The following is an 18,029-nucleotide window of genomic DNA, read 5'->3' on the forward strand; positions in this document are numbered from 1 at the left end:
TGTCGAACCACACTGTTCAGGCAAACGCAGGGCGATGGTGACCTGATGACCCCTCGCAAAGAGCGTGGTTCGACAGGCTCACCACGAACGGCATTGAGGGACCGCAACAGCCCGCTCATCGGTGCCTGCCGATTCCCTCGCGTCAGTAGCGCAGGTTGAGCTTCACCCAGGCTGTGCGGCCAGGTTCGTTGATGCGTACCGGATCGGCCGGATAGCCGAAGGCGCTGTTTCCGCCCAGGTTGAGGTGTTCGCTGTAGGCGCGGTCGAACAGGTTGTCGATGCCGGCGGTGAGCTGCGCGTATTCGCTGAAGCGATAGCCGCCGTTGAGCGAGAACACCGCGAAGCCCGCGCTCGGCCCGAGGTCACGTCCGACCACGTTGCCCTGCGTGGTGCTGACGCGGTCCTGTGCCGCCACCACGCGCCACAGTGCGCCCCATGTCCACGGCCCGTGTTCGCGGCTGGCGGCCAGGCGTGCTTCCAGCGGCGGCATCTGCGGCAGTGCGGTGCCGGTGTCGCGTACCTCGCCCCACGCGTAGGACGCCGAACCGGAAAGCTTCCACCCCGGCGCCGGGCGCCAGTCGATGCCGGCTTCACCGCCGCGGATATTCGCGTCCACGTTGTGGGCGCGGGTGGTGCTGCCCATCATCCCGGCGGCGTAGTCGAACAGGATGAAGTCCTGTACGCGCCCGGCATACAGCGATGCCCACGCATCCACCTTCGCGCCCTTGTACTGCGCGCCGATATCGAACTGCGTGGTGCGCTCCGGCTGCACGCCGGCGAAGGCATTGGCGGAACCCGCCGGGCCGCGCGTGGGCGAGAACAGTTCCCAGTAGTCCGGCATGCGCTGCGTGTGGCCGAGGCCGGCATACGCGCCCCAGCGGCTGCCCATGTCGTACTCGTAGCGGACGAACGCGCTGGGCAGCGATTCCCTGCGTGTCATCCCGGCGGTGGGGTTCGGCACCGGCATCATGCCGGCGGTGGTGGCACGCATATCCTGGGCCTCCGCGCGATCGATGCGCAGGCCGCTCATCAGGTGGTGCTTGTCGGTGATGTGCCAGTGCGATTCGGCGAAGGCGCCCCAGCTCTGGAACTTGGCGTCCACCGACCACGGCATGGCGAGATAGGCGCCGCGTCCCATCGCGCTGCGCTTGCTGTGGCGGCTGGCGCGCAGGTCCAGGCCGGCGGTCACTTCCCAGCGATCCTTCTGCCAAGTCGTCGCCACGCGGCCACCACGCGTGCGGTGCGCCACGTTGCTGGCCATCGGCATCGGCATGCTGCCAGTGGGGTCGGGATCGCGCAGCGTGTAATTGTCCATCACGTGATCCACGTCGTTCTGGTAGACGTTGGCGACCACGGCATCCAGCACGCCGCCGATGTGCTTCTTCTCGAAGCGCAGCCCGAGGCTGTCGCGCTCGAACTGCGCGCCGTCCATGCCGCGCCCGGCATAGCGGGCCTCCGCGTCGCCGATGCCTGCGCTCAGCTCCAGCACGGTGTCCTGGTCCGGTGTCCAGCCGATCGCGGCGTCGGCATTCCACTTCTTCCAGGACGAAGGCACGCGCTTGCCATGGCCGTCTTCATAATCGTCGGCCTCGGAACGGTTGGCCGAGACGCGTGCGTAGCCGCGCGGCGTGCCGGCGCTGACGTCCAGCACCTGATCGTTGCGACCGTGGCTGCCCGCGAGCACGCTGCCTGAAGCCTGCATGCCGGGCTCTGCGAAGTACGGGATCTCGCGCTCGAAGCGCACCGTGCCGGCAGAGGCGCCACCGCCCCACAACACCGTCTGCGGCCCCTTGATGACGACCAGGCGGTCGTAGGTTTCCGGCGCGATGTACGACAGCGCGTTGTCCATGCGCGACGGGCATGCGCCGCTCATCGCGCCATCGTTGGTCATCAGGTTGATGCGCGAGCCGAACATGCCGCGCAGCACCGGATCGCCATTGGTGCCGCCGCTGCGCAGCGTGGAGAAGCCGGGAATCGTCTTCAGGTAGTCCGCGCCGTCGCTGGCGGGCACCGGCTGGCGCGGCAGCTTGGGATCGGTGATGAAGGTGGTCGCCATCGCCGGCGCGACGCCCACCACGACGATGCCGTCCAGCGTGGTCGTCGGCATCGCATCGGCGTGCGTCGCGGCGTGCGGTTCGCCCGCATGCGCCAACGGCATGTTGGCGAGCGCGCCCAACAGGGCCACGGCAAGCAGGTTACGGGTCATGGCGCATCTCCCTTCGTGTGATGCGCCCATTCTCACGACGCACCCTGGAGTGCAGATGCGACGCGATGTCGCAGCCCCCGACGCGCTTGACCTTGGTCAAGCCGATGCGCGAATTCCCGCTTCCGGCCGTCGACGATTGATCCAGATCAACGTCGGCGTCGCAGTGCGTTTCCACCATGGATACACACCCACCACGACCCATCAAAGGAAAGCGCCATGAAACGCCTGCACCCCCATGTACTCCCCTGCGCCCTCGCCAGCGCGCTCGCTGCGATGTTCGCCATCCCCGCACTCGCCAGCGACAGGATCGCCCCGGCCGGCGAGACCATCCATGCCGTGCTGACGGCGCCGCCGATGGTGCCCGCGCCGCTCACGCGCAAGACGCCGGCCCATGTCGTGGTCGACCTCGAGATGATCGAGAAGGACATGCGCATGGCCGATGGCGTCACCTACAACTTCTGGACCTTCGGCGGCACGGTGCCGGGCAGCTTCATCCGCGTGCGCAAGGGCGACACGGTGGAGTTCAAGCTGAAGAACCGCCACGACTCGCACATGTCGCACAACATCGACCTGCACGCCGTCACCGGCCAGGGCGGCGGCGCCGAGGCCACGTTCACGCTCCCCGGCCACGAAACGCAGTTCACCTTCAAGGCGCTGAATCCCGGCCTGTACATCTACCACTGCGCGATGGCCCCGGTCGGCATGCACATCGCCAACGGCATGTACGGCCTGATCCTCGTCGAGCCGGAAGAAGGCCTGCCGCCGGTGGACAAGGAGTTCTACGTGGTGCAGGGCGATTTCTACACCGAAGGCGCGTACGGCGAGCCCGGCCTGCAGCCCTTCAGCCTGGAGAAGGCGATCGACGAGCACCCGACCTACGTGGTGTTCAACGGCTCGGTAGACGCACTGCAGGGCGACAACGCGCTCAAGGCCAAGGCCGGCGAGACGATCCGCATGTTCGTGGGCAATGGCGGCCCCAACCTGGTGTCCAGCTTCCACGTGATCGGCGAGATCTTCGACAAGGTCTGGACCGAGGGCGGCAGCAAGTACCAGGAGAACGTGCAGACCACGCTGATCCCGGCGGGCGGTTCGGCCATGGTCGAGTTCAAGGCGGACGTGCCGGGCAACTTCGTGCTGGTCGATCACAGCATCTTCCGCACGTTCCACAAGGGCTCGCTGGGCATCCTGAAGGTGGAGGGCGAGAAGAATCCCTCCATCTACACCGGGCAGCAGCACGACATCGAGTATCCGGAAGCCAAGCCGGCCGACAAGAAGTGAGGACCGGATGAAACGGACGCTGCCGCAGACGGCTTCGATCCTCGTGCTGGCCCTGGCGTCGGCGCTTGCCGTCGCCGGGGACGTGGCGAACGGGTTCCTGCCGGTCGAGGGCGGCGATTTCCGTTCCTCGGTGCGTTACGAGGAAGCCACCCGCCAGACGCGGGTGGCTTCGTTCTCGCTGATGGCGCGGCCAGTCAGCAACGGCGAGTTCGCCGGTTTCGTCGCGCGCCAGCCGCAATGGCGACGCGACCGGATACCGGCGGTGTTCGCCAGCCCCGGTTACCTGGGCCACTGGGCCACGGCCGATGCGCCAGGGGCGGCGGTCGATGCCGATGCCCCGGTCGTGCACGTGAACTGGTACGCCGCCGATGCCTACTGCCGCGAACAGCAGGCGCGCCTGCCCCGCTTCGTGGAATGGGAATACGCGGCGGCGGCCGATGCGACCCGGCGTGACGCCCGCGGCGATCCGCGATGGCGGATGCGCCAGGTCAACGACGGCACGCCGCATGCCATGGATGCCGCCGCCGATGCGCCAGCCAATGCCTACGGCATCCAGGGCCTGCACGGCGCGTACTGGGAATGGAGCGAGGACTACGCCTCGCTGCTGAGCGACGGCGACCGCCGCGGCCAGCAGGATGGCGACAGCCTGCGCTACTGCGGCGCCACCGCGCTGGCCTTCAACGATCCCGGCGACTACGGCGTGGTCAAGCGCTTCGTCCTGCTGTCGGCACTGCAACCCGGAGCCACCCTGGGCAACCTCGGTTTCCGCTGCGCAAGGAGCACTCCATGAAACGCATGTCCTTCTTCCTGTCCGCCACGCTGGCCCTTGCCGGCAACCTGCACGCGCAGTCGCTGCCGGGCGAATCGGTCTACCACCTGCAGGCGACAACGCAGGATGCCGGCGGACGACCCGTCGCATGGTCGTCGCTGCACGGCCAGCCGCGCGTGGTGTCGATGTTCTATACGAACTGCCATCTGATGTGCCCGCTGATCATCGAGAACGCCAAGAGCGTGCAGAAGCAGCTCACGCCGCGCGAACGAGCGAAGCTGGGCATGGTGATGGTCAGCCTGGACCCGGTCCGCGACACCCCGGACACCCTGCAGGAGGTCGCCAGGCGTCATCGCGTGCCGGCAGGCTGGCAGTTCCTGGCGCCCGCCGGCAACGACGTGCGCGCGATCGCCAGCGTGCTGGACGTGCGCTACCGCTTCCGCGACGACGGCAGCATCAACCACACCAGCGTGCTGGTGCTGCTGGACGCCGACGGCCGGATACGCGCCCGCAGCGAAGTGACCGGCGCCGCCGCCGACCCCGCGTTCCTGATCCAGATCAAGGCGCTGCTCGCCGGACCGTGATGACATGGCACCCACACCCCTTCCCGATCCCCACCATCCCCAAGGAGCCTCTCCATGAAACTGTCCCGTACCTTCGTCGCCATCGCCCTGCTCAGCGCCGCCGGCATGGCGCAGGCCGCCGGCAACTGCACCGTCAGCCTGAAGGGCGACGATGCGATGAAGTTCGACCTGAAGGAAGCCACCGTTTCCGCCAGTTGCCCGACCATCACCATCGAGCTGACCCACAGCGGCAAGCTGCCCGTGACCGCGATGGGCCACAACGTGGTGGTCTCCAAGACCGCCGACCTGGCCGGCGTGGCACGCGATGGCATGAAGGCCGGCGCGGCGGGTGCCTACGTGCCGGCGGGCGACGCACGCGTGATCGCGCACACCTCGCTGGTGGGCGGCGGCCAGAAGACGAAGATCACCTTCCCCGGCAAGAAGCTCACCGCCGGTGGCGACTACAGCTTCTTCTGCAGCTTCCCCGGCCACTCCACTCTGATGAAGGGCAAGCTGGTCGTCACCAAGTAATCCGTCCCGATCCACGATGCGCCGCCTGCGGGCGGCGCATCCCTTTGTCGAGCAGGCCATGGAATACGTCATCCGCCTGGGCGATGCGCCCATCGACCTGGCCGTCATCGAACGCCACCTGCAGGACTTGGATCCTGCGGCGGTGCTGGATCTGGATACGCGATCGGGATGCCTGCGGTGTTCCACCAGCGCGCTCGCAGTGGAACTGCTGATGGCCCTCGCGCAGGCGGGCCATCGCGTCACGCCCGACACCATCGAACGCCTGCCTTCCGTGTGCTGCGGTGGCTGCAGCGGGTGAGGCAGGACTACCTGCCGTCAGCCTCATCCCGAAGACGAGCCCCCGTGCCGATCCGGCTGCTCATGTGTCGAGCGGGAGTTCCACGCGTGCGACCAGGCCACCCAGGCGCGCCGCGCCCCCCAGATGGATGCGCCCACCGTGGGCCGTGACAGCCTCTGCGGCGATGGCGAGCCCCAGCCCGCTGCCGTCGCTTCCCCCGCCCAGGCGGCGGTAGAAGCGGTCGAAAACCCGTTCCCTTTCATCCTCGGGGATGCCCGGGCCACTGTCTTCCACCGTCAGCACCGCATGCGTGCCCGTGCTGGAAGTCCGCACTTCGATCACGCCCCCTGCCGGCGTATAGCGCAGTGCATTCTCGATCAGGTTGCGGACCAACAGGCCCAGCGCGAACTCGTCCCCCCACAGCTGCGCACCTTCCAGCGTCAGCTGGATCTCCTGGTTCTTTCGCTCCGCCAATGGCCGGAGTTCCTCCATCTCCGTCCTCACCAGCGCATCAAGATCGAGCCTTGAATGCGCGCGTGCGCCTCCCAGGCTCTCGGCGCGGCTGAGCGAAAGAAGCTGGGATGCCAGCCGTTCCACGCGCTCGATGCTGATGCCGAGCAGCTCCTGGGACTGGACCCGATCCTGTTCGTCGATGGCATGGCGCGCATTGTCCGCATGCACCTTCAATGCGCTGATCGGCGTCCGCAGTTCGTGGGCGGCGTCCGCAACGAAGTTCCGCTCGCGTGCGAGCGCGACATCCAGCCGCTGCAGCAACCCGTTGATGGCGCTCACCAGGCCCTGCGCCTCGCGCGGCACATCCGCGGGATCCAGCGGTACCAACCGCTCCGGATGGCGTTGGCCGATCTCCATCGACAAGCCACGCAGCGAGCGTGTGGCCAGGGCAACGCTCCACCAGATCACCAGCGCCATCAGCGGAAGCGCGAGCAGCAAGGGAAGCAATGTCCCTCCCGCGATATCGGTGGCCAGCTCCTGTCGGATGTCGGCAAGCTCGGCAGACTGGAACCAACGGCCATTCGACGAGCGCAGCGTGAACGTGCGCCAGCGTGCGCCTTCGATCACGACATCGGAGAACCCGGGTTCCGCCACCGCCAGCGGTGTCGTTGGAGCGCTGTCCGAGCGCAGCAGCAAGCGCTGCTTCGTGTCCCATACCTGGAACGCAAGCTTGTTCTCGTACGCGTGGCCGTCATCGAAGGCGAGCGCTTCGCCGACGCCCTGTGCCTCGCCGTGCCAGCCGCGCAGGACGATCGGTTCACCGGGGTAGGCATTGAGCTCGCTCAAGGGCTCGTCGACCAGACTCACCAGCACACGGGTGGATTGCACGAGCCTGGCGTCGAACATTTCGCCAGCTTCCTGCAGGCCCGCACGGTAGCTGAGCCAGCCGGCCGCCGACATCACGACGCCGAGCGTGCCGAGCAACATCAGCAGCAACGTCGCACGCATCGACCTCATGCGGTGTCTCCGGCAACGTCGCCGAGGGCATAGCCGATGCCACGTACCGTGCGGATGGCCGCCGGTTCCAGCTTGCGACGGAGCTGGTGGACATGCACGTCCACTGCGTTGCTGGCGACATCCTCGTTCCAGCCGTAGAGATGCCGCTGGATCGTGTCGCGCGCCATCGGGCGGCCACGTTGCTCCATCAGGACGCGCAGCAACGCGAACTCGCGCCGGGTGAGATCAAGGCTTCGTCCTTTCCATGTCGCGGTGAGCGTGGCCGGATCCAGGCGCAGGGGGCCCGCTTCCAGCGAAGGGGTCGCCCTTCCGGAACTGCGCCTGATCAGCGCACGTACCCTGGCCAGCAGTTCGGCGGTATCGAATGGCTTTCCCAGGTAGTCGTCCGCCCCGACATCCAGCCCCAGCGTGCGATCGGACGGCCGTTCGCGGGCGCTCAGCACGAGGATGGGCACCGGGTTCCCGGCGGCGCGTACCTGCCGGATCACCTCGATGCCATCCATCCGCGGCAAGCCCAGGTCCAGCACCACGAGGTCGAACTCGCCATCGCGCATCGCCATGAGTCCGCTTGCACCATCCTGCACCCAGTCGACCGCGAAGGCACCGCGCCGCAATGCGATGCAGATGCCTTCGCCCAGCAATGGATCGTCTTCCACCAGCAGGATGTGCATGCGGTCAGTCTGGTGTGCCCCCCCCTCAGTTGGCAAGGTGCCCGGCGACGTCCTTCAGCTTGCTCTCCGCCTCGCGTCGGCGACCTGCATCAGCCACTTCCCGGCCCGGCCGGGCCGGTGCCGCCAGCGCTTTCTGGAAGGCTGCGCGCGCGCCTGTCCAGTCCTTCTGGTCGAGCAGGAAATCCGCATAGAAATAGTTGGCGTCGATGCCATCCGGATCGATGGCCAACCCCTTGCGGAGCATGGCGCGCGCCTTGTCGTCGTCGCCGAAGCCAAGCGGCCAGCCCGGCACCTGGTAATACAGCGCGCCCAGGCTGGTGTAGGCCGCACCATCGAGCGCATCAGGCGCGATCTGGATGGCCGCCTCGAAATCGGCACGCGCACGCTTGACCAGCCCCAGCGCCCCCATCCCGCCCTTCTCGCCCGCCAGGCTCGACAGCACGATGCCCTCCCAGATCAGGGCGGACGCATCGCGCGGGTGCGTCTCCCGGATCTTCGCGGCCTGGCGCGCGAGCTCCTCGAAGGCCGATTCGCGCTGCGCTTTCGGTACCTGGTAGTTGATCTGCGCCCAGCGGTCACGCACCTGGCCGGTCGTGGTAGCACCGGGCTCACCCGCCAAGGCAATCCCGACCAACAGCGTGGTGGACATGAGAATCAGGAATAGCATGGACTTACCGTAAGCGTGGTTCATGGTGGATGTTCTCCTCGGTGGATGATCGTGGTCGTCGCGCATGCCGGCGGACGAGGGGCAGGCTGTTGCGCAGATTGCGATCGACCAGTCCGGGCACCAGCCCATTGATGCGCGCGAAGAGTTTTTCCGGCCAACCGATCTGCATCCTCGACCGGCCCTGCACGATGGCCGCGACCAGCTGGCGCGCGACATCCGCCGGCGCGTCGCTGCTCACCTTGAGTTCGGCATTCAGCGCATCGACGGCAGGCGTGTTGAACGGCGTGCGGGTGGCGCGTGGCGACAGGTACTGGAAGCGCAGGCCGGTATCTGCGTATTCCCTTGCCAGCGCTTCGGTCAGTCCGCGCAGGCCGAACTTGCTGGCGCTGTAGGCCGCGAAGCCGGGGAATGCCAGACTGCCGAAGGTGGAGCCGACAACGACCACGGCGGCTGATGCGTGCGTCCTCAGGAGTGGCAGCAATGCATGCGCGAGCAGCATCGGTGCCACCAGGTTGGTCTGCACCAACCGGCCCATGTCGACAGGATCCTGCTCTTCGAACAGACCGAATGCCGCCTGCGCGTGAGCCAGCACCAGCACCGCGGGCAGCGGGCTCGCGGCATGCGCCGCGCGCAGCAGATGGGCGCGACCGTCCTCCGTCGCCACGTCGGCGACGACCCACGACGTAGTGCCCGCAGGCATGTCTTGCGCGACCCGGCGCAGCTTGGCCTCGTCGCGCCCCACTGCAAGCACGCGCGCACCGGCGGCGACCAGCGCCGCGCACAACGGCTGGCCGATGCCACCGCTGGCACCGGTCAGGATCACGGTTCTACTTGCAAGTTCCATCACGCCGCCTCGGCCAGGCGCGTGCCATCGGCACGCAGGGTGCGGAAGATGTCGCCATAGAGCACGTAGAAGCGTCGCGCGGCATGGATGACCGCTGCCTGGTCTCCAAGGTCGTCCAGGCGATCCATCAGGCGTTTGAAGAAGCCGACATGTTCGATGTCCAGGTCGCCATGCGACAACAGGTAGCCGAATGCATTGCGAGGCAGGTCGAGCGAGGTCTGCAGCGTGTTGGCGGCGCGCGTGGCGAGCGCGACGCTGGTGCCCTCCAGCACCAGCACCATGCCGAAGAAGCCGACCGGGTTGCCGCGCTGGATGGTGTCGTAGGCGTAACTGACCATCAGCTCCGTCGCCAGTGACGGCGACGACATCGCGGCCGCGGCGCGGTCCTCGCCACATGCCGCGATATCGTCCAGCACCCACTCGTGGTGCCCCATCTCTTCGTCGATGTACTCCCCGACCGCTGTGCGCAACCATTCCAGCCGCGCGGGCAGGCGCGCACCACAGGCCATCAGCAGGGGCACCGTGTGGCGGACATGGTGATAGGCCTGCGTGAGGAAGGCCACGTAATCGTCGCGCGCTATCCTGCCCGCCAGCGCGGACTGGATGATGGGAATGGAAAGCAGGCTGTCGCGCTCGCGCATGGTCTGCGCGACCAGCTCGTCATGGAAACTCATGCGGTGACTCCGGAGGGGGAAATGATCGGGGGAAGGCGATAGCAGGCGTCGACGTCGGCCTGGTAGCGGTCGAGGATGGCGGCGCGGCGCGGACGGCCATTCGCGGTCATCAGGCCCGCGTCTGCGGTGAAGGGTGTGGCGCGCACGAAGCGCGCGACGCGCGCATAGTCGGGCAGTCCGGCGTTGACCTCGCCCAGCGCACGCATGATCTGTACGTCGTCCACGTCGGGACGGCGTGGCACCAGCACCGCGACGTTGTCCGCCTGGCCCTCGCCCCAGACCACCCCCTGCCCGATGGCGGGATGCGCCAGCAGTTCGCTCTCCACCCACTCCGGCGACACATTCCGCCCGAAGGCGGTGATGAAGACATTCTTGCGGCGCCCGGTGATGTGGACGAAACCTTCGTCGTCGCGATAGCCCAGGTCGCCCGTGCGCAACGGCCCCTCTTCCAGCGGGTCGCCCCCGAGATAGCCCAGTGCGCGCGCACCCTCGACGCAGATCTCGCCATCGACGATCGAGACACCGGCATGCGGCAAGGCCTGGCCGACGCTGCCATCGCGCGTGGCGCCCGGGCGATTGAGGCACACCACGGAACCGCACTCTGTCAGGCCATAACCTTCGAACACGGGAAGGCGGAGCACGCGCGCACGCGCAAGCAGGCCGGGCCCCACGCGCCCACCGCCCACCGCGATGTAGCGCAACGAGGCGGGCAAGGGAGCGCCCTGCTCCGCCGCCATCACCAGTGCCAACAGCAGCTGGGGCACCAGGATCACGCTTTCGGGCTGATAGCGGTGCAGGCAACGCAGCAGCGTGGGCACGTCGAGGCCGGTCGCGCCCGTGTAGCCGATCTCGGACAGCGACGGCAGTGCGATCTCCGCATCCGCCAGGAGGGCGGCGTACAGCCCGGCCACGTTCTCCAGCAGCGTTGCGAGCGGCATCAGACAAAGGTGCCGGCGAGGCGCGATGGCAGCGGCGGCATCCACCAGCGATCCGGCCACGCCGAACAGCGTGTGTGCATCCAGGCACACGCCTCGCGGGCGACCCGTCGTGCCGGACGTATAGGTGATGCAGCCGGTGCGGTGCGGCAGCACCGGTGCCACCGCTTCGTCCACCTGCGCACGCCAGCATGCCAGGCGCTCGCCGTCGAGGAACCCGGTCAGCGCCTCGACGCCGGGCGGCATGGCGTCCTCGCGGGAAGTGACAACGCATTGCGCACCGCTGTTGGCCAGCGCGTGCAGCACCTGCGCATCGGAGAAGAACATCGGCAGCGGCACATGCACGCCGCCGGTTTCGCGGATTGCCATGTCCAGCACGAACCAGCTCGGCCCGTTGTCCAGGCGACTGGCGACGCGTCGAATACCCGTCCTCGTCATCCACTCGACGAGCTGTCCGATCCGTTCCGCAAGCGCTCGGTCATCCAGGGTGCCGTGCGCCGTGATCAGTCGGATACGACCGTCGCCTTTCGGCGCGCGCAGGACGACATCCATCGGCGTCCTCATGGCGACCCCGCCAGGCAAAGATCGAGGGTGTCGTTGCAGGCCTGAGGCATGTGTCTGCCACGCAGGTATGCCACGCCCTCTGCGAGGTTGCCGCATATCAGGCGTGGTCGCGATGCGTAGTAGGAACCCCAGTCTCCACCGGCATCGCCGAGCCGTTCGGCACGCGCTTCAGCCAGTTCGATCATCGGCAGATGCAGGCGCTCGAACGCATTGCGCAACTGTCGGGTGGCGACCAGCAGGACCCATGTCATGCCCGCCGACTGCAGGGTCAGCGCAAGCTGCAGGATGAGTTCGCGCGCGATGCCGGGCGTGGTGGCGGCGAAGTTGCCGGCTTCGACCATCAGGCGGCGGTCGACTTGCGCGATCTGCTGGTGCGCCATCACCTGTTCGACCGGCGCATCCAGGTAGTGCTCGACGAACAGCGGCCCCTCCCCTCCGGCACGCACGCCGACGGCAGCGGCAAGCCGGCCATCGCTGTCGCGATAGGCGAGCAGATGGGGGAAGAAGCTGCGCAGTGCTGCGCCGTAGCGTTCGCGATAGACGTCGCTGATGAACGACTCGACTTCGTCCCGGTCAGGATCGTGGCGATCAATCAGCTGGACGCTGGCGAAGCGTCCCGGCAGCGGGGCAAGTACGATGTGGGAGCGGATCCAGTGCATGGCGTGCATGCTGGAATCGCTCGATTAAGGGTCAATTAGCTCGAAGTTAAGCGCTCATTAGATTCCCGGCACGAATTCGTGAGAATCCGCACCGCGTCACCGCGGGGCTAAACCCGCTCTGAACGTCGCGCAAGGGACATCACCAGAACAGCGTATACAGCGCCACGAGAATGGCGAGCACGGCAACGGCGCCGATGTTGAAGGCGCCGCTGGTGCGGTAGTCCACGTCGCCGGTCTGGATGATGTCCTTCTCCGGCGCGTGCGGCGTGGCCAGCGAGACGACCACCGCCAGTGCCAGCGCCAGCAGGAACACCAGGCCGACGCGATCGATGAAGGGCAGCGCCGGCCACGCCAGCTTCAGCACGATGGACAGCGCGAACGAACCGATCGCCGCCGCCAGCGCGCCGGCCTCGTTGGCGCGCTTCCAGAACAGGCCCAGCACGAAGATCACCACGATGCCCGGGGTGAAGAAGCCGGTGTATTCCTGGATGTACTGGAACGCCTGGTCGAAGCTGCCCAGCAGCGGCTTGGCCGCCAGGATGCCGAGCACGACGGTCACGACCGCGGCGATGCGGCCCACGCGCACCAGCGTGGCCTCGCTGTGCTGGCGTTTGCCTTTGGCGTAGAAATCCAGGGTGAAGATCGTCGCCACGGAATTGATCTTCGATGCCAGCGACGCGACGATCGCCGCCACCAATGCGGCGAACACCAGGCCCAGGATGCCGGTGGGCAGCAGGCGCATCATCGTCGGATACGCCTGGTCGGGCTTGTCCAGGCCCGGCGCCAGCATCACTGCGGCGATGCCCGGCAGCACCACGATCACCGGCATCAGCAGCTTGAGGAACGCGGCGAACAGCACGCCCTTCTGCGCCTCGCCGATGTCCTTCGCGGCGAGCGCGCGCTGGATGATGTACTGGTTGAAGCCCCAGTAGCTGATGTTCATGATCCACATGCCGCCGATCAGCACGCTGAGGCCCGGCAGGTCCTTGTAGAACGGGTTGTCCTTGTCGAGGATCATCTCGAAGTGGCCCGGCTGCGCGTCCCACAACCGGTGGAAGCCCGCGACGACGCCCGCGCCGTCACCCAGTTCGTTGAGCGTCAGGCCGGCGACCAGCAGCCCTCCCAGCACCAGCAGCGACACCTGCACGATGTCGGTCAGCGCCACGGCCTTCAGGCCGCCGTACAGCTGGTACAGCAGCGCGAACACACCGATCAGCACCACCGCCAGCATCTGGTCCATGCCGGTGACCTGCGATACCGCGATGGCGCCCAGCCACAGGATCGAGGTGACGTTGACGAACACGTACAGCCCCAGCCAGAACACGGCCATCAGCGTGCGGATGCGCGTGCCGTACCGCTGCTCGAGGAACTGCGGCATGGTGTAGATGCCGTTGCGCAGGAACACCGGCAGGAACCATTTGCCGACGATCAGCAGCGTGGCCGCGGCCATCCACTCGTACGAGGCGATGGCCAGGCCGATGGCATAACCGGAACCGGACATGCCGATGATCTGTTCGGCCGAGATGTTGGCCGCGATCAACGACGCACCGATGGCCCACCACGGCAGCGACTTGCTGGCAAGGAAGTAGTCCTTCGCGTCCTTGGTGTGCCCGGCCTTCTCGCGCGACACCCATTGCGCCAGCACGAAGATGCCGGCCAGGTAGGCCAGCACGATGGCGATATCCAGTCCCGACAGTGTCATCCCGCTCCCCTATCCCAAAACGACAAGCGATGCCGTGATGCATTCCCGGACGCCTGCGCGCCCGGGAATGCGCTCACCGTCAGCGCGGGCAGTCGACCGCCTGCTCCGCCTGGTCCAGCGAACCGAGTGCGACGCGCGAGACCGAGATCGTCATGGTGCCGGCAGCGCCGATCGCCCACGGCCGATCCAGCTTGCTGACATCAGCGCCGGCCTTGGCCAGGCACTTCAGCGGCACGCCGACCCGCGTCCACTGGCCCACCGGCAGTTTCGCCAGCGTCGGCGCCAGTGCCACGCGCGCGGTGCATCCAGTGCCGCAGCCGACCGACAGCCACGCATCACCACTCGGCGCGGTGTCGACACGCAAGGTGGTCAACAGCATCACGTCGCCGTTGCTCTCGCGTTGCAGGTCCAGCGCCGTATGCGATTGCAGCGCCGCGACCGCTTCGCCCTTGCCCGACCAGGCAAGGCGACGTGCGTCCTCCTGCGCCAGATGGTCCACGCCGGTGACTTTCAGCAGATCGGCGCTCAGTGCTTCCGGCACCTTGGTGACGGTCACGCCCTGGCCGTCGGCGGTCTCGAGCCGCAAGGCCATGCCGGAACCGGCATCGCCGCGAGCGAAGTAGACACCGCTCGCGCCTTCGTCTCCACTGACACCGGATTCTTCCGGCAACGCGGCCAGGTCGCCCTTGTCGGCGTAGGTCAGGCCGAAGCCGAACGCGAACAGCGGGTCGTAGCCTTCCTGCCCCACGTTGTTGGCGTACTGCGTGGCGGTGCGCGGCCAGCTGAAGCTGAGCTTGCCCTTGAAGTCGTGCTGCACGCTGCCATCGGCCTTGCGCAGCAGCACATCGGCGATGCCGCCGCCTTCCGAGCCTGGCAGCCATGCGGCGACGAACGCATCGGCCGCGTTGATCTCGCGGTTCATCCACAGCGGACGCCCGCTCAGGAACACCGCCACCACCGGGATGCCTTCCGCCTTCAGGCGCTTGATCAATTCGAGGTCGGCGTCGTCACCCGGCTTGTAGAGCAGCGTCTGCAGGTCGCCCTGGAATTCCGCGTACGGATTCTCGCCGAACACCACCACCGCCACGTCTGGCTTCTGCGCATACTTGCCATCGAGGGCGAGGATCGCTTCGCCGCCCGCCGCCTTCGCTTGCTGCGCGATGCCTTCGTAGATCGAATCGGCGTTCGGGAAGTCCTTGCGCGTGGTGCCGGTACCCTGCCAGTTGAGCGTCCAGCCACCGGCCTGCTTGCCGACATCGTTCGCGCCGTCGCCGGCCACCAGGATGCGCTGCTTCGGCGACAGCGGCAGCACGCCGCCCTGGTTCTTCAGCAGCACCAGCGATTCGCGCACCGCCTGGCGCGCCACCGCGCGATGCTCCGGCGAACCCAGCAGCGCGAACTGCCCGCCCACCGTGCGCGCCGACGGCTTGCCCGCTTCGAACAGGCCCAGGCGGATCTTCACCCGCAGGATCCGCCGCACGGCGTCGTCCAGCCGTTCCTGGCTGATCGTGCCGGCCTTCACCGCCGCCAGCGTGGTCTCGTAGAACCCCTTCCAGCTGTCGGAGGCCATCGCCATGTCGAGGCCAGCGTTGATCGTCGCCGGACAATCGGTGTTGGTGCAGCCCTTCACCTGGCCATGGCCATTCCAGTCGCCGACCACAAAGCCGCCGAACTGCATGCGGCCCTTCAGCGCATCGGTCAGGTACGGCTTGTGGCCGTGCATCTTCTCGCCATTGACGCTGTTGAACGAGGCCATCGCTGTCTGCGCGCCGGCCGCGATCGCCGGCGGATAGCCGGCGGCGTGGATGCGTACCAGCTCGGCTTCGCTGATCTTCGTGTCGCCCTGGTCCTTGCCGTTGGTGGTGCCGCCGTCGCCGAGGAAATGCTTCACCGAGGCGATCACGTGGCGGCCGTCGAGGAAGCCGGGCGTGCCGACCTTGCCCTGCAGGCCTTCGACCATCGCGCCGGCATAGCTGGCCACCACGTCGGGGGATTCCGAATAGCCTTCGTACGTGCGGCCCCAGCGGTCGTCCTGCGGCACCGCCACGGTCGGCGCGAACGTCCACTCCATGCCGGTGGCGCGCGTTTCCAGCGCGGTGATCTCGCCGATCCTGCGCAGCAGCTCCGGATTGCGCGCCGCGCCCAGGCCGATGTTGTGCGGGAACAGCGTGGCGCCGACGATGTTGCTCTGCCCGTGCACGGCGTCGATGCCGAAGATGATGGGGATCGCCTTGCCACCCCGCGAGGTGTCCATCGAGGCCTCGTAGAAGGCATCGGCCAGCGCCAGCCATTCGGCCGGGGACGCGTCGTAGCGACCGCCGGGGTCGGAGTTGCCGCCGGCCAGGATCGAACCGAGCCGGTACTTGCGCACGTCGTCCGGGGTGATGCTGGCGATGTCGCCCTGCACCAGCTGACCCACCTTCTCTTCCACCGTCATCGTGGCCAGCAGGTCGCTGATGCGCTTCTCGAGCGCGGCGTCCTCGGCCAGCGGCCAGGCGACCTGCGGCCATGGGTTGGACGCGGCCGCCGGAGCCGGCGCCTCGGTCTTGCCGTCGCCCTTGCAGGCGCCGAGCGCCAGCGCCACGGCCGCGATCAGCACGCCGCCGCGGGCGCGCAGGGAATTCCGCTTCGTCATCGTCTTCATCCTTCCATCTGCTCCAGTTCCTTGCCCTTGGTCTCGTGAACATACTTCAGCACGAAGAAGACCGAGATGATCGCCGAAACCAGGTAGATGCTGTAGGTCGCCGCCAGGCCGATGGCCGCCAGCAGGATCGGGAAGGTCACGGTGATGGCGAAGTTCGACGTCCATTGCGCCGCGCCGGCCACCGCCAGCGCTGAACCGCGGATCTGGTTGGGGAACATCTCGCCCAGCATGACCCACATCACCGGGCCCCAGGAGATGTTGAAGAACACCACGTAGGCATTGGCCGCCACCAGCGCCAGCGTGCCCATGCCCTCGGGCAGCTGCAGGTGGCCGTCGACCAGTGAACCGCTGGCGAACGCCACCACCACCAGCGCCAGCGAGACCGCCATGCCGGCCGAGCCGACCCACAGCAGCGGCTTGCGGCCGATGCGGTCGATCAGCAGCACGGTGACGATGCAGGCACCGATGCTGAGCGCGCCGGACAGCACGTTGATCGCCAGCGCATCGTTCTCGGAGAAGCCGACCGCCTGCCACAGCACCGCGCCGTAGTAGAACACCACGTTGATGCCGACCAGCTGCTGGAACGTGGCCAGGCCGATGCCCACCCAGACGATGGGCCGGATCTTGCCGGTGACCTTGTTCTTCAGGTCCGACAGCTGCGGACGATGGTGGTCCTCCGACAGCGAGGCATCGATCTCGGCGAGCTTGGTCTGCGCTTCCGCACCCCCGAACAGCCGCGTCAGCACGCGCAAGGCCTCGTCCTTGCGGCGCTTCACCACCAGGTAGCGCGGGCTTTCCGGAATGAGCAGCAGCAACACGAGGAAGACCAGCGACGGCACGGCCTGCATCCAGAACATCCAGCGCCACGCGGCATGTCCGCCCCACAGCGCCTCGGTGGACGCGCCAGCCTTGGCGGCCAGCAGGTAGTTGGACAGGAAGGCCGCGGTGAGGCCACTGATGATGGCGATCTGCTGCACGGTGGCCAGCCGGCCGCGGTAGCGCGCCGGTGCCACTTCCGCGATGTAAGCCGGCGAGATCACGCTCGCCGCACCTACCGCGAAACCGCCGATCACGCGCGCGATGACGAACACCACCGACGAGCCCGCCGCACCGGCCCCGATGGCCGACAGCAGGAACAGCACCGCCGAAATGATCAGCACGTTGCGCCGGCCCAGGCTGTCGGCCAGCCGGCCGGCACTGAAGGCACCCACCGCGCAGCCCAGCAGCATCGAAGCCACTTCGAAACCGAGACCCGCCTTGGTGGAACCGAACGCCTGCTGCAGGCCGTCCACGGTGCCGTTGATGACCCCGCTGTCGAAGCCGAACAGGAATCCGCCGATCGTCGCCACCACGCTGATCAACACGATCAGTCGGGTGTTCTCGCCCCCGGTCATTGCCTGGCTCATTGCCGTCCCCTTCCTCGAACTGTGTTGTTGATGCGATCCACTGCGCTCAGCGCAGCAGGTACTGGTTGAGCAGGTTCTCGTAACGCTCCTGCTTGCCGCTGATCTGCTTGGGTTCGCCCTGCCCGGCCGCCAGCGCAGCCAGATCGGCCAGCCCCAGCGTGCCGTTCTC

The 18,029-nt window shown here is 67.4% G+C and carries 16 protein-coding genes; 5 read left to right on the forward strand and 11 right to left on the reverse strand.

Features of this window, described 5'->3' with window-relative positions:
* Positions 1-142 precede the first annotated feature (142 nt).
* Positions 143-2,107, reverse strand: a complete 1,965-nt coding sequence (locus IB223_RS14210; RefSeq protein ID WP_225591111.1) for a TonB-dependent copper receptor — start codon at positions 2,105-2,107, stop codon at positions 143-145.
* A gap of 315 nt (positions 2,108-2,422) precedes the next feature.
* Between IB223_RS14210 and nirK the strand changes: the two genes are divergently transcribed.
* The 5 genes from nirK to IB223_RS14235 are packed head-to-tail and all read left to right on the forward strand — an operon-like array spanning position 2,423 to position 5,645.
* Positions 2,423-3,484 (forward strand): copper-containing nitrite reductase, encoded by a 1,062-nt coding sequence (gene nirK / locus IB223_RS14215; RefSeq protein WP_192202344.1) that lies wholly within the window; start codon positions 2,423-2,425, stop codon positions 3,482-3,484.
* Positions 3,485-3,491: 7 nt separating this feature from the next.
* Entirely contained in the window at positions 3,492-4,274 is a 783-nt protein-coding gene (locus IB223_RS14220) for an SUMF1/EgtB/PvdO family nonheme iron enzyme (protein ID WP_192202345.1), read from the forward strand.
* Complete coding sequence (locus tag IB223_RS14225) at positions 4,271-4,837, forward strand: SCO family protein (RefSeq protein WP_192202346.1); 567 nt, start codon at positions 4,271-4,273, stop codon at positions 4,835-4,837. Before IB223_RS14220 ends, IB223_RS14225 begins: the two co-directional genes overlap by 4 nt.
* Positions 4,838-4,891: 54 nt before the next feature.
* Positions 4,892-5,347: an azurin gene (gene azu / locus IB223_RS14230; RefSeq protein WP_192202347.1), complete on the forward strand. Its 456-nt coding sequence runs from the start codon at positions 4,892-4,894 to the stop codon at positions 5,345-5,347.
* 16 nt (positions 5,348-5,363) lie between these two features.
* Positions 5,364-5,645 carry a hypothetical protein gene (locus tag IB223_RS14235; protein WP_225591044.1) on the forward strand — a complete coding sequence of 94 codons (282 nt, stop codon included), beginning with the start codon at positions 5,364-5,366 and terminating at the stop codon, positions 5,643-5,645.
* A 60-nt stretch (positions 5,646-5,705) separates the two neighbouring features.
* Here the strand turns inward: IB223_RS14235 and IB223_RS14240 are convergent, their stop codons facing one another.
* The 10 genes from IB223_RS14240 to IB223_RS14285 form a co-directional block, all read right to left on the reverse strand.
* Positions 5,706-7,073 carry an ATP-binding protein gene (locus tag IB223_RS14240; RefSeq protein WP_192202448.1) on the reverse strand — a complete coding sequence of 456 codons (1,368 nt, stop codon included), beginning with the start codon at positions 7,071-7,073 and terminating at the stop codon, positions 5,706-5,708.
* 17 nt (positions 7,074-7,090) lie between these two features.
* On the reverse strand, positions 7,091-7,765 hold the full coding sequence (locus tag IB223_RS14245; protein WP_192202348.1) for a response regulator transcription factor: 675 nt from the start codon (positions 7,763-7,765) through the stop codon (positions 7,091-7,093).
* 25 nt (positions 7,766-7,790) lie between these two features.
* Positions 7,791-8,432 carry a tetratricopeptide repeat protein gene (locus IB223_RS14250; RefSeq protein ID WP_192202349.1) on the reverse strand — a complete coding sequence of 214 codons (642 nt, stop codon included), beginning with the start codon at positions 8,430-8,432 and terminating at the stop codon, positions 7,791-7,793.
* 4 nt (positions 8,433-8,436) lie between these two features.
* Positions 8,437-9,276: an SDR family oxidoreductase gene (locus tag IB223_RS14255; RefSeq protein ID WP_192202350.1), complete on the reverse strand. Its 840-nt coding sequence runs from the start codon at positions 9,274-9,276 to the stop codon at positions 8,437-8,439.
* Entirely contained in the window at positions 9,276-9,950 is a 675-nt protein-coding gene (locus IB223_RS14260) for an iron-containing redox enzyme family protein (RefSeq protein ID WP_192202351.1), read from the reverse strand. Before IB223_RS14260 ends, IB223_RS14255 begins: the two co-directional genes overlap by 1 nt.
* Positions 9,947-11,437 (reverse strand): AMP-binding protein, encoded by a 1,491-nt coding sequence (locus IB223_RS14265; protein WP_225591045.1) that lies wholly within the window; start codon positions 11,435-11,437, stop codon positions 9,947-9,949. The genes IB223_RS14260 and IB223_RS14265 overlap by 4 nt, the downstream gene beginning before the upstream one ends.
* 8 nt (positions 11,438-11,445) lie before the next feature.
* On the reverse strand, positions 11,446-12,108 hold the full coding sequence (locus IB223_RS14270; RefSeq protein WP_192202353.1) for a thermostable hemolysin: 663 nt from the start codon (positions 12,106-12,108) through the stop codon (positions 11,446-11,448).
* Between the two features lie 139 nt (positions 12,109-12,247).
* Positions 12,248-13,810, reverse strand: a complete 1,563-nt coding sequence (locus tag IB223_RS14275; RefSeq protein WP_192202354.1) for a sodium/sugar symporter — start codon at positions 13,808-13,810, stop codon at positions 12,248-12,250.
* Between the two features lie 79 nt (positions 13,811-13,889).
* Entirely contained in the window at positions 13,890-16,445 is a 2,556-nt protein-coding gene (locus IB223_RS14280; RefSeq protein ID WP_192202355.1) for an exo 1,3/1,4-beta-D-glucan glucohydrolase, read from the reverse strand.
* A 5-nt stretch (positions 16,446-16,450) separates the two neighbouring features.
* Positions 16,451-17,860 carry a sugar porter family MFS transporter gene (locus tag IB223_RS14285; protein ID WP_192202356.1) on the reverse strand — a complete coding sequence of 470 codons (1,410 nt, stop codon included), beginning with the start codon at positions 17,858-17,860 and terminating at the stop codon, positions 16,451-16,453.
* Positions 17,861-18,029: the final 169 nt, after the last annotated feature.

This window comes from Pseudoxanthomonas sp. PXM03, from assembly GCF_014852005.1.
GTDB lineage: Bacteria > Pseudomonadota > Gammaproteobacteria > Xanthomonadales > Xanthomonadaceae > Pseudoxanthomonas_A.

Bases quoted from the DNA above. Each gene is read 5' to 3' on its own strand.
- IB223_RS14220 (WP_192202345.1), top strand. From the start codon at position 3,492: ATGAAACGGACGCTGCCGCAGACGGCTTCGATCCTCGTGCTGGCCCTG.
- IB223_RS14285 (WP_192202356.1), bottom strand. From the start codon at position 17,860: ATGAGCCAGGCAATGACCGGGGGCGAGAACACCCGACTGATCGTGTTG.
- IB223_RS14255 (WP_192202350.1), bottom strand. From the start codon at position 9,276: ATGGAACTTGCAAGTAGAACCGTGATCCTGACCGGTGCCAGCGGTGGC.
- IB223_RS14265 (WP_225591045.1), bottom strand. From the start codon at position 11,437: ATGGATGTCGTCCTGCGCGCGCCGAAAGGCGACGGTCGTATCCGACTG.
- IB223_RS14250 (WP_192202349.1), bottom strand. From the start codon at position 8,432: ATGCTATTCCTGATTCTCATGTCCACCACGCTGTTGGTCGGGATTGCC.
- IB223_RS14270 (WP_192202353.1), bottom strand. From the start codon at position 12,108: ATGCACTGGATCCGCTCCCACATCGTACTTGCCCCGCTGCCGGGACGC.
- IB223_RS14235 (WP_225591044.1), top strand. From the start codon at position 5,364: ATGCGCCGCCTGCGGGCGGCGCATCCCTTTGTCGAGCAGGCCATGGAA.
- azu (WP_192202347.1), top strand. From the start codon at position 4,892: ATGAAACTGTCCCGTACCTTCGTCGCCATCGCCCTGCTCAGCGCCGCC.
- IB223_RS14225 (WP_192202346.1), top strand. From the start codon at position 4,271: ATGAAACGCATGTCCTTCTTCCTGTCCGCCACGCTGGCCCTTGCCGGC.
- IB223_RS14280 (WP_192202355.1), bottom strand. From the start codon at position 16,445: ATGACGAAGCGGAATTCCCTGCGCGCCCGCGGCGGCGTGCTGATCGCG.
- IB223_RS14275 (WP_192202354.1), bottom strand. From the start codon at position 13,810: ATGACACTGTCGGGACTGGATATCGCCATCGTGCTGGCCTACCTGGCC.
- nirK (WP_192202344.1), top strand. From the start codon at position 2,423: ATGAAACGCCTGCACCCCCATGTACTCCCCTGCGCCCTCGCCAGCGCG.
- IB223_RS14260 (WP_192202351.1), bottom strand. From the start codon at position 9,950: ATGAGTTTCCATGACGAGCTGGTCGCGCAGACCATGCGCGAGCGCGAC.
- IB223_RS14210 (WP_225591111.1), bottom strand. From the start codon at position 2,107: ATGCCGACGACCACGCTGGACGGCATCGTCGTGGTGGGCGTCGCGCCG.
- IB223_RS14245 (WP_192202348.1), bottom strand. From the start codon at position 7,765: ATGCACATCCTGCTGGTGGAAGACGATCCATTGCTGGGCGAAGGCATC.